Annotated in this window: 13 protein-coding genes; 7 read left to right on the forward strand and 6 right to left on the reverse strand. The window is 68.3% G+C overall.

The window, feature by feature from the left end:
• The first annotated feature begins 9 nt into the window (after positions 1-9).
• Positions 10-1,356 (forward strand): flagellar hook-length control protein FliK, encoded by a 1,347-nt coding sequence (locus DIE17_RS15585; protein ID WP_124520548.1) that lies wholly within the window; start codon positions 10-12, stop codon positions 1,354-1,356.
• Between the two features lie 53 nt (positions 1,357-1,409).
• On the opposite strand, the gene DIE17_RS15590 is transcribed toward DIE17_RS15585, so the two are convergent.
• On the reverse strand, positions 1,410-3,050 hold the full coding sequence (locus DIE17_RS15590; RefSeq protein ID WP_124520549.1) for a GMC family oxidoreductase: 1,641 nt from the start codon (positions 3,048-3,050) through the stop codon (positions 1,410-1,412).
• Between the two features lie 217 nt (positions 3,051-3,267).
• Between DIE17_RS15590 and DIE17_RS15600 the strand changes: the two genes are divergently transcribed.
• Together DIE17_RS15600 and DIE17_RS15605 are read left to right on the forward strand one after the other, a co-directional pair.
• Entirely contained in the window at positions 3,268-3,732 is a 465-nt protein-coding gene (locus tag DIE17_RS15600) for a hypothetical protein (RefSeq protein WP_124486678.1), read from the forward strand.
• A 39-nt stretch (positions 3,733-3,771) separates the two neighbouring features.
• Entirely contained in the window at positions 3,772-5,214 is a 1,443-nt protein-coding gene (locus DIE17_RS15605) for a coniferyl aldehyde dehydrogenase (protein ID WP_124486679.1), read from the forward strand.
• Between the two features lie 79 nt (positions 5,215-5,293).
• Here DIE17_RS15605 and DIE17_RS15610 read toward each other — a convergent pair whose 3' ends face one another.
• A complete protein-coding gene (locus DIE17_RS15610; RefSeq protein WP_124520550.1) occupies positions 5,294-6,325 on the reverse strand; it encodes a serine/threonine protein kinase in 1,032 nt (343 codons plus the stop codon).
• A 49-nt stretch (positions 6,326-6,374) separates the two neighbouring features.
• Positions 6,375-6,587, reverse strand: coding sequence for a hypothetical protein (locus DIE17_RS15615; protein WP_011886311.1), 213 nt, complete (start codon positions 6,585-6,587; stop codon positions 6,375-6,377).
• Between the two features lie 823 nt (positions 6,588-7,410).
• Between DIE17_RS15615 and DIE17_RS15625 the strand changes: the two genes are divergently transcribed.
• Both DIE17_RS15625 and DIE17_RS15630 read left to right on the forward strand, forming a co-directional pair.
• A complete protein-coding gene (locus DIE17_RS15625; protein WP_124520551.1) occupies positions 7,411-8,292 on the forward strand; it encodes a DMT family transporter in 882 nt (293 codons plus the stop codon).
• A 307-nt stretch (positions 8,293-8,599) separates the two neighbouring features.
• The gene (locus DIE17_RS15630; protein WP_014895742.1) at positions 8,600-8,785 is read left to right on the forward strand and encodes a hypothetical protein; all 186 of its coding nucleotides are present in this window, start codon (positions 8,600-8,602) and stop codon (positions 8,783-8,785) included.
• A gap of 119 nt (positions 8,786-8,904) precedes the next feature.
• Here the strand turns inward: DIE17_RS15630 and mgrA are convergent, their stop codons facing one another.
• The gene (gene mgrA, locus DIE17_RS15635; RefSeq protein ID WP_124486683.1) at positions 8,905-9,948 is read right to left on the reverse strand and encodes an L-glyceraldehyde 3-phosphate reductase; all 1,044 of its coding nucleotides are present in this window, start codon (positions 9,946-9,948) and stop codon (positions 8,905-8,907) included.
• Positions 9,949-10,132: 184 nt separating this feature from the next.
• On the opposite strand from mgrA, the gene DIE17_RS15640 reads away from it, so the two are divergent.
• Entirely contained in the window at positions 10,133-10,339 is a 207-nt protein-coding gene (locus DIE17_RS15640; protein WP_124520552.1) for a DUF3185 family protein, read from the forward strand.
• A 158-nt stretch (positions 10,340-10,497) separates the two neighbouring features.
• Here DIE17_RS15640 and DIE17_RS15645 read toward each other — a convergent pair whose 3' ends face one another.
• Positions 10,498-11,271, reverse strand: coding sequence for a phytanoyl-CoA dioxygenase family protein (locus tag DIE17_RS15645; RefSeq protein WP_124486684.1), 774 nt, complete (start codon positions 11,269-11,271; stop codon positions 10,498-10,500).
• 353 nt (positions 11,272-11,624) lie between these two features.
• On the opposite strand from DIE17_RS15645, the gene DIE17_RS15650 reads away from it, so the two are divergent.
• On the forward strand, positions 11,625-11,966 hold the full coding sequence (locus DIE17_RS15650) for a hypothetical protein (protein ID WP_044847852.1): 342 nt from the start codon (positions 11,625-11,627) through the stop codon (positions 11,964-11,966).
• A gap of 118 nt (positions 11,967-12,084) precedes the next feature.
• Here the strand turns inward: DIE17_RS15650 and metK are convergent, their stop codons facing one another.
• Positions 12,085-13,272 (reverse strand): methionine adenosyltransferase, encoded by a 1,188-nt coding sequence (gene metK / locus DIE17_RS15655; protein ID WP_044847851.1) that lies wholly within the window; start codon positions 13,270-13,272, stop codon positions 12,085-12,087.
• Positions 13,273-13,285: the final 13 nt, after the last annotated feature.

Here is a 13,285-nt window from a genome sequence, read left to right on the forward strand (position 1 = left end):
AGAATCGTCATGCCTCCCCTGCCCCTGCTCGGCGCGCTGCTCGACACCGCCGGCACCGCACTCAAGGCCGTCCGCGACGCGGGTTCGTCGGCCGCCGCCGGCAACGATGCCGCCGCCAGCCCGGCCGCCGTGCCGTTCGCACAGACGCTGAAGCAAAGCGTCGACACGCGGCACGACGCGACGAATGCCGGCATGCCGGACGCCGCGACGAAACAGGTGTCGGCGACGCCGGCCGCCGGCACCAAGCCGTACGGCACGGGCGACGACAAGCCGATCGACGATGCGAACGCGACGCCCAATCCCGACGCCGCCGCACTCGCTGCGGCCGCCGCCGTGCAGGCGCAACTGCTGGCTCGCACGAACGACGCGGCGCCGGCCGATGCCGACAGCACCGCTGCCGCCGCGCAGACGACGGCCGTGTCCGGCCAGCCCGACGCCACGGCCGCGCTGCCGAATCATGCCGGCAAGGATGCGGCCGCCGAGCCGGCTGCCCCCGCGTCGGGTCGCGACGCGCTGCAGGCCGCGCTGGCGAAGCTGACCGGCGGTGCGGGCGCGATCGCGATGCCCGCGACGGGCGCGGCGGCGACCGCAGCGCCGGCACCGGCAGCGACGACGTCGGCCTCGGCCGCCGCCCCGCTGACGCCGAAGGTCCCGACCTTCGACCGCGCGCTCGCCGACGCCAAAGGCGCGCCCGCGACACAGCAGCCCGCCACGCAGGCCGCCGCACCGCTGCAGGCCGGCGCAACGGCCCAACCCGCCGCGCAACATGCATTCGCGGCCGCCGAAGAAACCGCCAGCCCGGCCGCCGACGCAACGGTCGCTGCCGCCGCCACGGCTGCGGCAGCCGCCCAGGCGAACCTCCAGGCATCGCCCGCCGCAAGCACGATCGCCGCGGCCAATCCGCACGTGCTGGCCCCGCACGTCGGCACCGCCGACTGGACGGATGCGCTGAGCCAGAAGGTCGTGTTCCTGTCGAATGCGCACCAGCAGAGCGCCGAGCTGACGCTGAACCCGCCGGACCTCGGCCCGCTGCAGGTCGTGCTGCGCGTCGCGGACAACCACGCGCATGCACTGTTCGTATCGCAGCACGCGCAGGTGCGTGACGCGGTGGAAGCCGCGCTGCCGAAGTTGCGCGAGGCGATGGAAGCGGGCGGGCTCGGCCTGGGCAGCGCGACGGTCAGCGACGGCGGCTTCGCGTCGCAGCAGCAGAACCCGCAGCAAAGCTTCGCCGGCGGCCGGTCGTCGCCGCGCGCGCGCGCCGGATCGTCAGCCGTCGACGCACCGGTCGACGCCGCGCAATCCGCATCGGCCGCCGCCACCGTGAGCCGCGCGGGCCTCGTCGATACGTTCGCCTGAGCATCGCGTCGCTCGCGTGCCGGTATGTGCCGGTACGTGCGAGTATGTGCCGCTCAGCGGCCGTGCGCGGCCGCGGCCGCCTCGCCGCGCGGCACGCTGCCCCGGCGCGCCGCGACGATGAAGTCCGCCGCGCGTTCGCCGATCATCACCGACGGCGCATTCGTGTTCCCGCCGATCAGCGTCGGCATCACCGACGCATCCACCACCCGCAGCCTTTCGACACCCCGCACGCGCAGTTGCGGATCCACGACCGCGCGCGCATCCGAGCCCATCCGGCAGGTGCCGACCGGGTGATAGATCGTGTCGGCGTGCGCGACGATCGTCGCGCGCAGCTCGGCTTCGCTCTGGCCCGCGCGCGTGTACAACTCGCGCCCGCCCTGCGACGCGAGCGGCGCCTGCGACAGGATCCGGCGCATCGCCTGCGCACCGCGCACGAGCAGGTCGAGATCGCGCGTATCGCTGAAGAAACGCGGATCGATCAGCGGCGCGTCGCGCGCATCGCCGCTCGCGAGCGCGACCGTGCCGCGGCTGAACGGGCGCAGCGCGCACACGTGCAGCGAATAACCGAAGCCCCAGTGCATCTTGCGGTTGTGATCGTCGACGAGCGCCGTGCAGAAATGCAGTTGCAGGTCCGGACGATCGAGCGACGGATCGCTCTTGATGAAGCCGCCGGCCTCCGCGACGTTGCTCGTCATCATCCCCGTGCGGCTCGAGAAATAGCGCGCGAGCGCCGGCGCCATCTTCGCGATCCCGCGCAGGCAGATGCCGACCAGCTCCGACGAATTCACGCGCGTGTTGATGATGAAGTCGATATGGTCGATCAGGTTGGTGCCGACATCCGGTGCGTCCTGCACGACCGCGATCCCGTGCCGGCGCAGTTGTTCCGCCGGCCCGATCCCCGAGCACATCAGCAGTTGCGGCGAATTGAACGCGCCGGCCGACAGGATCACTTCCGCGCGCGCGCCGAGCGTCTCGACGCGTCCGTCGCGCGACACCACCACACCGACCGCGCGCCTGCCGTCGAAGCCCACGCGCAGCACCGTCGCATCGGTGATCACATGCAGGTTCGGCCGGTCACGGTCGTAGATGTACGCACGTGCAACGCTGCAGCGCGAGCCGTCGCGATGCGTGACCTGATAGAAGCCGACGCCTTCCTGCGTCGCGCCGTTGAAGTCGTCGTTGAGCGGATAACCGGCCGCGTGCGCGGCCTGGATGAATCGTTCGGAGAACGGATTGCGAAAGCGCAGATCGGACACCGTCAGCGGCCCGTCCGCGCCGTGCCAGGCGTCGGCGCCGCGCGCGTTGCCTTCCGCGCGGCGGAAATACGGCAGCACGTCCTGCCAGCCCCAGCCCGTCGCACCGAGTTGTGCCCACTCGTCGTAGTCGCCCGGATGGCCGCGCGTGTAGATCATCGCGTTGATCGCGCTCGAGCCGCCCATCCCGCGTCCGCGCGGCTGGTAGCCGCGGCGGCCGCCGAGGCCCGGCTGCGGCACCGTCTCGTAGCCGTAGTTCGTGCCGAGCTTGAACGGCACGAGCGCCGCGATCCCCACCGGCATGTTGACGAGCAGGTTGCGCGCCGTGTGCGAACCGGTCTCGATCAACGCGATCGTCGCGTCGGGGCATGCATCGGCGAGGCGGCTCGCGAGGCTCGACCCGCCCGATCCTCCGCCGACGATGATGTAGTCGTATTGCATGTCACGTCTCCTTCGTGTCATGAACGGCGCCCGGCGCGGCCCGGCTCCCGCTTGTAATGTTCGGGCATTGTAGGAATGGCCGTCGCGCGCGCGGCACGCCGATTCAAGAGCGATTCCTCTAAACGCCCGCGTGAACTAAATTTAAGATGTATCGATGAATTCGACGCGATGCAGCGGCCGCCAGAAGCCGCGCCGTCGCGAAACTGGGGAGACGACGATGCAGCGCGACGTTCTGCAGGCCGCGTGCCGACCGGGTTGTCCGGACGCACCGCGCGCGGCCCGCATTTCATTTCAAACGGATGCCTTGGCGGTGACGTGCAACACCGTGCGCGCGGCCGGTCGAAATCGAACGACGCCGCGTATCGCCGACCGTTTGAACGGCGCGTCGCATGCGCGGCTCGACCTGCCGATTCATGCATCGTCGCGCGCATCGCGTCATGCCGCTTCGGTGCGCCGGCAAGCATCGGCAATTCGCGATCGCGCACCATTCGGAAGTCGCAGCGAGCCGCACGCGCACCCCGAGCAATCCCGTTTTCGAACACGAATACCGTCGCGCGGATACGACGCTTGCCGCACGTTGCACCCTGTTTTCGACCGTGCATTGCATCCGGCCCCGTGCCGCGCGACGCGCGCCATCCCGACCCGCCCCACCACGCTCGCCGAGCGGGTACGTGCGGCCTGACTGCTGGCCGACGTGCCACGCCCAACTGGAGTAGACGACATGAAGAACGACCTGCCCGAACTGGCCCCGCAAACGGCGCCGTCGGTCGATGCGCTGACGTCGCTGCTGCGCGACCAGCGCGCGGCCTACCTGCGCGCGCCGTATCCGGAGTGGGACACCCGCGCGCAGCACCTGCGCGCGCTGCGCACGATGCTGCTCGATCACGCGGATGCGCTCGCCGATGCGATCAGCGCCGACTTCGGGCATCGCGCGAAGCAGGAAGTACTGCTGTCGGAAATCTGGATGGCGAAGGAAGAGATCGACGATGCGCTCAAGCACGGCAAGCGCTGGATGAAGCCCATCCGCAAGCCGATGAACAAGTGGCTGCGGCCGGCGCGCGCGAAGGTGCTGCCGCAGCCGCTCGGCGTGGTCGGCATCGTCGTGCCGTGGAACTATCCGCTCCTGCTCGCGGCCGGGCCGCTGATCTGCGCGCTCGCGGCCGGCAACCGCGCGATCATCAAGATGTCCGAACTGACGCCGCGCACGTCGGCGCTGTTCGCGCAACTGATCGGGAAGACCTTCTCGCGCGACCACGTCGCGGTCGTGAACGGCGATGCGGAGATCGGCGCCGCATTCAGCGCGCTGCCGTTCGATCACCTGCTGTTCACCGGGTCGACGCACGTCGGCCGCCATGTGATGCGCGCCGCGGCCGACAACCTCACACCCGTCACGCTCGAACTCGGCGGCAAGTCTCCGGCGATCGTCGGTCCGAATGCGCGCTTCGATGCGGCCGTCGACGCGATCATCGGCGGCAAGACGCTGAACGCGGGCCAGACCTGCATCGCGCCCGACTACGTGCTGCTGCCGCGCGGGATGGAAGCCGCGTTCATCGAGCGGGCACGAGCGCGCTTCGCGAAGCTGTATCCGGACCTGTCGACCAACGGCGACTACACGACGATCGTGTCGCCGCGCCATTACGCCCGGCTGCAGCAACTGGCGACCGACGCGCAGGCGGCAGGCGCGCAATTGCATCCGCTGTCGGACGCGCAGTCCGATCCCGCGTCACGCCGCTTCGTGCCGTGCGCGGTCACGCACGTGCCGGCCGCGTCGCAACTGATGCAGGAGGAAATCTTCGGGCCGTTGCTGCCGCTCGTGCCGTACGAGCGGCTCGACGAGGCGATCGCGTACGTGAACGCGCGGCCGCGGCCGCTCGCGCTGTACCTGTTCGACGAGGATGGCGGCACGGTCGAGCGCGTGATGCGCGAAACGATCTCGGGCGGCGTGACGGTGAACGACGCACTGCTGCACATTGCGTGCGGCAGCCTGCCGTTCGGCGGCGTCGGCGCGAGCGGGATGGGCGCGTATCACGGCTACGACGGCTTCGTGACGTTCTCGAAGATGAAGCCCGTGCTCACGCAGGCGCGCCTGAATACCCGTGGGCTGATCGCACCGCCTTACGGCAAGCGCTTCGCCGCGGTCATCAGGATGATGCTGAAGTTCTGAGCGATGCGGGCCGCGCGCCACACGCGCCGGCCCGCCCGCGAACGCCGCGCGGCGACGCTGCCGCGCGCGCCGTCGCACGTCACACGGGCCAGAGCGGCCCTTCCTGCATCGCGCCGATCTGCTCGCGCAGCTCGAGCACGCGTGCTTCCCAGTAGCGATGCGTGTTGAACCACGGGAACGCGGCCGGAAACGCCGGATCGTCCCAGCGGCGCGCCAGCCAGGCCGCGTAGTGGATCAAGCGCAGCGTGCGCAGCGCTTCGACCAGATGCAGCTCGCGCGGCTCGAATTCGCAGAAGTCCTCATAACCTGCGAGCAGGTCCGCGAGCGCGCGCGACGCGCCTTCGCGATCGCCCGGCAGCAGCAGCCACAGATCCTGGACGGCGGGCGCCATCCGGCTATCGTCGAAGTCGACGAAATGCGGGCCTGCGTCGGTCCACAACACGTTGCTCGGATGGCAGTCGCCGTGCGTGCGCAGCAGGCGAATCTCGCCCGCACGCTCGAACGCGGCCTCGACGCCTTCGAGCGCGAGGTTCACCGCCGTCTCGTAGGCGGGCCGGACATCGTCGGGAAGAAAATCGTGCGCGAGCAGGTAGTCGCGCGGCTCGTAGCCGAACGTGCGGATGTCGAGCACCGGACGCGCGACATACGGCTCGGTCGCGCCGACCGCGTGAATCCGGCCGATGAAGCGGCCGAGCCATTCGAGCGTGTCGCTGCGGTCGAGATCGGGCGCGCGGCCGCCGCGCCGCTCGAAGATCGAGAAGCGGAAGCCGTCGAACGCATGCAGCGTGCGGCCGTCGAACGCGCGCGCGGGCACCGCCGGAATCTCGCGCGCGGCGAGCTCGGCGACGAAGGCGTGTTCTTCCAGGATCGCGTCGTCCGACCAGCGCGCGGGCCGGTAGAACTTCGCGACGACCGGCGGGCCGTCTTCGATGCCGACCTGGTAGACGCGGTTCTCGTAGCTGTTGAGCGCGAGCAGGCGCCCGTCGGTGCGCAGCCCGGACGGCATCAGCACGCTGTCGAGCGCGTCGAGCACGCACTCGGGCGTGAGGCCGGCGAACGGCGGGCCGGCGGGAGCTGCGGGGGCGGAAGTGTCGTCTTTCATGCCCCGCATTGTGCCGTCAGCCGCGCCGAAACACGAGCGCCCGGTGCGGCACGCGCGCTCAGTGGATCGCGGCGCCGGCCGGCAGCACGGATTCGCCGGTGTCGATCAGGTCCTCGAGAAAGAACGGCTCGGTGTTGAGTTCCTTCGACTCGCCCGGCACGCCCGCGTACCAGGTCACCATGGCCATGTCGCCCAGAACGCGCTGAACGATGCCGCGCGCGCCCTTCGGCACTGCGATATGGGTAGTGCAGACAATCGACCCGACATGCATGATGGTTCCCCACTCTTGAAACTTGAAACCCGGCTCGCTGGCGAGCCGGCAAATGCACGATCCGCGCCGCCCTCGTCGGGGTGTTGCGCGTGATCCCATTGTTCACGGTTTATCGAAGCGCGAAAAGAAGAAGAAGCAGGCGAAGTGCCGCGAATTCGTCGAATGTCTCCAATCAACCACTGCGCCGCGCGTGCGCTTGCACGGGCGGATACCCCCATCATACCCTGTCGAATGTGACTGTCCGCCGAATCCGGCCATACGCGCGGCGCGCACGCGAATCGCACGACAGGCTTATCGTCTGCCCTTTGCCCGGTCGCGAGGAGACTTCGCGTGAGCGCAGCGAACGGAACCACGCCCGCGGCCTCGCGCCTCAATGCCGCGCCCCCTACCTCGAACGAGACTCACGAAGCTACCGGCGCGCGGCGTGCGGCGTGATGTCGTAGTGTCGTGGCGCCATAGCGTATGGCGGTGCCGGTGCGCCAGCGGTTGCGCTGCACGGCCGCCTTGCGTTACCTTTGACGTTCATTCGCGTTCAAGCGCATTTCGACACGATGCATCCGCTCACGTCCGCTCTCGCAAAATCCCGGCCGCAGTTCGACTCGCGGCCGCAGGCGTGCGCGCATCCGTCGGTCCTCCCTCCTCCTGTCGCACCGCCGCGCGTCGGCGCCGCGCCGCCCCCGCCGGCGGCACACGTCGGCTGACCAGCCGGCTTTCGGTTTCCGTTTTCCATTTGCCCGTTTGGGCCGTTCGTGCGTGATCGCGCACGACGCGTTCCCGCACGCGCGACATGGAACGTTTCGATCCGTTCGACAGGTGGATTCACATGGTTTCGTTCAAACACGCGCTCGCCGCGCATGGCGTGACGTCGCTCTTCGTCCTGCTGTGGAGCAGCGGCGCGATCTTCGCGGAACTCGGTCTGCATCACGCATCCGCGTTCGTCTTTCTCACCACGCGATTCGCGCTCGCGTCACTCGTGCTGCTCGCGCTGGCCGTCATGCGCGGACGCTGGCTGCCGCCACGCGGCGAGCGCCGCATGGCCGCGCTGACCGGCCTGCTGATGATGGGCGGCTATTCGATCTTCTACCTGCTCGCGCTCGATCGCGGGATCGCGCCGGGCGTGCTCGCGACGATCCTCGGCGTGCAGCCGATCCTCACGCTCGCGATCGTCGAGCGGCGCTGGCAACCGATACGTATCGCCGGGCTCGGGCTGTCGTTGGCTGGTCTCGCGCTCGTCGTGTGCCGCGGCGTGGGCGGCACCGGCCTGCCGGTCATCGGCGTCGCCTGCGCGCTCACGGCGCTCGTCGCGCTGACCGCCGGCTCGCTGCTGCAAAAGCGCGTGCGCGCGGCGCCTGCCGACGTGCTGCCGCTGCAGAACGCGATCGGCCTCGTGCTGTGCGTGGCGATCCTGCCGTTCCGGCCGATCTCGCTCGAGATCGGCTGGGCGTTTGTCGTGCCGCTGCTGTGGCTCGGGATCGTGATCTCGGTGATCGCGCAGTTGCTGTTCTACCGGTTGATGCAGCGCGGCGATCTCGTCAACGTGACGAGCCTGTTCTATCTCGTGCCCGTCGTCACCACGCTGATGGACGCGCTCTGGCTCGGCAACCGGCCCGAACCGCTCGCGCTCGCCGGCATGGGGGCGATCGTCGGGGGCCTCGCGCTCGTGTTCCGCACGCCCGCCGTTCGCGCGCAACCCGATCGCGCGTAAGCGGCTGGGCTGCCGCGCCCGCGGGTGCGGCAGCCCGTAGCGAACACGTACGACGTTTCCGCGCCAATCGAAAGGAACGGGAAAGACTGGCGCAAGGCATTCGTCCAATTCGCGGGAAAAATGCGGAATCCCCGGGGTTTTCCGCATACTTTTAATGGTTCGGATAGCGAAAAACGCGGCGAGCTTGCCTATACTCGAACTGTCCGACCCGCTCGCAATCGCGAATCGGTCGGCCGAACAAGAGAAATGCCCGGCATGGGGCTGGAAGACGCGCATGCGCCTGTTCCGGCCGACTACGGAGACACGCATGACGACCTATTTCACGATCGGCGACTTCATCCTGTTGATTCCGATGGCGCTGGCCGGAGCGCTATTTCTCGGCGCGGTGCCGTGCGCAACCGAATTCCGCCACAACCTGCTGCGCGTGCTCGGCGTCATCCTCGGCGTCGGCGTTGCGGTATTGCTCGTCGAGGGCCTGCCTGCACTCCTCTAGCCACGCGTCGGCGCGCGGCGGTCACGTCGCTGCATTGCAGCGACGCGACGGCGTGTGTGCGTGCGCGGCGATACGGCATGCAATGCTTCGCATCCCGTATCGACGGTCGTTGCTGCCGGTCAGATCGCCTGATCGGTGGACGGCTTTTCCCACAGATTGATGCCGCCCTCGATCGCGTGGCGATCGATCTCCGCGAGTTCGTCGGCCGAGAATTCGAGATTCTTCAGCGCGCCGACGTTTTCACGCACCTGCTCCGCACGGCTCGCGCCGATCAGTGCGGACGTCACGCGGCCATTGCGCAGCACCCACGCGAGCGCCATTTGCGCGAGGCTCTGCCCGCGCCGCTCGGCGATGCCGTTGAGCTTGCGCACGTGCTCGAGGTTCTCCGCGCTCAGGTGATCCTGCTTCAGCGAGCCGCCGCCCGGTTTGTTCACGCGTGCGTCGTCCGGCACGCCGTTCAGGTATTTCGACGTCAGCAGCCCCTGCGCGAGCGGCGTGAACGCGATGCTGCCCGTGCCGATCTCGTCGAGCGTGCCGAGCAGGTCCGGCTCGATCCAGCGGTTCAGCATGTTGTAGGACGGCTGGTGGATCAGCAGCGGCACCTTGTATTGCGCGAGCAGTTCGGCCATCTCGCGCGTCTTCGCGGCCGAGTACGACGAGATGCCGATATACAGCGCCTTGCCCTGCTGCACGGCCGATGCGAGCGCGCCGGCGGTTTCCTCGAGGGGCGTGTGTGCGTCGAAGCGGTGCGAATAGAAGATGTCGACGTAGTCGAGGCCCATGCGCTGCAGGCTCTGGTCAAGGCTCGCGAGCACGTACTTGCGCGACCCGCCGCCGCTGCCGTACGGCCCCGGCCACATGTCCCAGCCGGCCTTCGTCGAGATCAGCAGCTCGTCGCGGTACGGCCGGAAATCTTCCTTCAGCAGCCGGCCGAAGTTGGTTTCGGCGCTGCCGTACGGCGGCCCGTAGTTGTTCGCGAGGTCGAAGTGATTGATGCCGAGGTCGAACGCGGTGCGCAGGATCTCGCGCTGCGTCGCGATCGGCGTCGAGTCGCCGAAGTTGTGCCACAGGCCGAGCGACAGGGCGGGCAGTTTGAGCCCGGATTTGCCGCAGGTGCGGTATTGCATGTCGGCATAACGTTCGGAAGCTGCTTCGTAGGCCATGAGTCGGTTCCGTCAGGACGTCGGGGAAGGGACGCGCGCCGCGCGCGAACATCACGCGCCGGCGGCGAAGGAAACATACGACGGCTATGGTAGCGAACGTGGCCGACGCGCGCACGGCAATGGACGCGGCTGCGCGCGTCGCCTACACTGCGGCGTCTCGAATCACCGTTACAGCGAGGTTGGTATGTCCCGGGTCATCTCGGTTGCGCTGCTCGTCGGCGGCGTCGTGCTGCTGTATTTCGGCGGCCAGTCGTTCCATTCGATCAACGACAACGTGTCGCGCTTCTTCACCGGCTCGCCCGCCACGAAAACGATCCTGCTGATCGCCAGCGGCGCCGTCGCGATGCTGATCGGCCTGATCGGCCTCGCGATGCCGGCCAACAAGCGCTGATCACGCAGTCGCGCGACGCACGACGACGTTCCCGCCTCGCGTGATGCGGGCCGCACAAAACGCAACGGGCGGCCAGGCCGCCCGTTTCTTCATCCGCTCATGCGGCCGCCGCGCCGCATCGAACCATCGACGCGGCTGCAGCGCCGCCCGAACCGCTGCTAGAACTGCACTTCCGGCTTCGCCGCCGAACGCGTGCCCGGCACCGGCCGGTTGCTCACGCCGTGATACGTGTAGACGAGCGAGAACTTCACCTGGTCGGAGCGGTTCTGCCCCGCCGAATGCAGCGTGTTGCAGTGGAAAAACACGACGTCGCCCGTCTGGAGCGGCGGGCAGGTTGCCGCGTCGATCATCTTGCGGTTTTCCGGCAGGTCGCTGCGGAAGAACTTCGCGTCGTCGAACGCTTCCGGCCCGAATTCGGCCGTGTGCGAACCCGGCACCAGCCAGAGCGCCCCGTTTTCATTCGTTTCCGGGCCGAGCGCGAGCCACACCGACACCATGTCCGCGCGTTCGAACGACCAGTAGCGGAAGTCGCGATGCCAGCCCGTCAGGCTGCCGTACGCCGGATGCTTCGTCATCATGCAGTTGTGATGCGCGCGCGACAGCACCGGCTGCTCGCCGAAGTACTCGCGCATCCACGCGCCGATTTCCGGCGCGATCGCGCGCTCGGCGAACGCCGGATCGCGCGTGTAGGCGTCCAGCAGCCGCCGCACCGTATGCCCGCCCGGCGCATGCTTCGACTCGGGCGCGCCCGGGTAGCGCAAATCCGCCTCGAACTCGATCGGCTCCGCCGCTTCCTGCAACTGGCGCGCCGCGATCCGCTTGAGCGTCGCGCACTGCGCTTCGCCGACGAGGCCGCGCGCGACGACGAAGCCGCGTTCGCGCAATTCCGCGACTTGCGCGCGGATCGATTCCGACTGCAATGAAGACGACATGGGATGCCAGACGTTTATTGTGTGAATGTGACGATTGTAAATCGGCGCCGGATGCCGCGAACAGCGCCATTGTCGTACGCAGGGGCATGCCAATCGCCGATTTGATCTGGCTCAAGGGAACTGTGCGGCGCGGCGCGAGCCTCAGCGACAGGCGGTATGCGACGACACGCTTGCGGCACAAGGGTTTATCGCGACTTTTGCACGTCATGAAACCCCGGTAGCCTGTCGCGGCCTGTCAATTCTGGCGGGCGCGGCGCGCAACGACTTTCGGTAAGATCCGTTGCGCCATCCGAGGCCGTTCATACCAGTGCGCTCTTCAAGGGCGCCATCCATACAAGCGAAGCATCGTTCACATGCCATTCCGTCTGACTTCCCGTCTCAGCCGCGCTGCGAAGCGCGTCGTGCCGTCCGCTCCCGCCCGCCCGCTGCGCCATCACCGCGCGCGCACGCAGGCGCTCGCCGAGCACACGCACGCGCACAGCCGGCTGGACGGCATCCGCGCGTGGTTCCACGCGTTCTTCTCGATGATGAGCGCACAGGCGTTCGCCCGCCGCGCCGGCCTGCGCTCGCTGCTGCAGAAGCCGTCGTCGCTGCGCGCGCTCGCGCTGCGCCGCACGCTGGGCCCGCAGCGCCGCGTCAATCGCCCGCGCCGCCTCGCGGCCAGCAACGGCTGGTTCGGGTTCGGCGCACGCTGAAGCCGAGCCGGCGGCACGCTGCCCGCCACGATCGTCGCGCGCGCGTCATTCCGCCGGCGCGCGACGCGCATAAAAAAACCCCGGCATGCCGGGGTTTTTCGTTTCAGGCGGACGACGCTTATGCGACGCGTGCCGTCGGCTCCACGCCAGCCGCTTCGGCCAGCGCGAGTGCCTTGTCGGTTGCTTCCCACGAGAATTCCGGCTCGTCGCGGCCGAAGTGGCCGTAAGCGGCCGTCTTCTCGTAGATCGGGCGCAGCAGGTCGAGCATCTTGATGATGCCCTTCGGACGCAGGTCGAAATGCTCGCGGACGAGCTTCGTGATCACCGCATCCGACACGCGGCCCGTGCCGAACGTGTTGACCATCACCGAGGTCGGCTCGGCAACGCCGATCGCGTACGACACCTGGATCAGCGCGCGCGATGCGAGACCTGCCGCGACGATGTTCTTCGCGACGTAACGGCCGGCATACGCTGCCGAACGGTCGACCTTCGACGGATCCTTGCCCGAGAACGCGCCGCCGCCGTGCGGTGCGGCACCGCCGTAGGTATCGACGATGATCTTGCGACCCGTCAGGCCGCAGTCGCCCTGCGGGCCACCGATCACGAACCGGCCGGTCGGGTTCACCAGGAACTTGATGTCGCCCTTGATCAGGTCGGCCGGCAGCGTCGGCTTGATGATTTCCTCGATCACTGCTTCGCGCAGCGCCGGCAGCTCGATGTCCGGTGCGTGCTGCGTCGACAGCACGACGGTGTCGATCGAATCGGGCTTGCCGTCGACGTAGCGGACCGTGACCTGCGACTTCGCGTCCGGGCGCAGCCACTGCAGGCGGCCGTCGCGGCGCAGGCTGGCCTGGCGCTCGACGAGACGGTGCGACAGGTAGATCGGCAGCGGCATCAGTTCCGGCGTTTCGTCGCATGCGTAACCGAACATCAGGCCCTGGTCGCCCGCGCCTTGATCGAGGTTGTCGTCATGCGCGCGGTCGACGCCCTGCGCGATGTCCGGTGACTGCTTGTCGTACGCGACGAGCACCGCGCAGCCCTTGTAGTCGATGCCGTAGTCGGTGTTGTCGTAGCCGATGCGCTTGATGGTGTCGCGCGCGATCTGGATGTAGTCGATGTTGGCCGTCGTGGTGATTTCACCGGCCAGCACGACGAGACCCGTGTTGCACAGCGTTTCGGCCGCAACGCGGGAGTATTTGTCCTGCTCGAGGATGGCGTCGAGAATCGCGTCCGAGATTTGGTCCGCGACCTTGTCCGGATGGCCTTCGGAGACGGATTCGGACGTGAAGAGATAATCGTTTGCCACTTTTTCAGGCTCC

This window comes from Burkholderia sp. Bp9099, from assembly GCF_003857805.1.
Classification (GTDB): domain Bacteria; phylum Pseudomonadota; class Gammaproteobacteria; order Burkholderiales; family Burkholderiaceae; genus Burkholderia.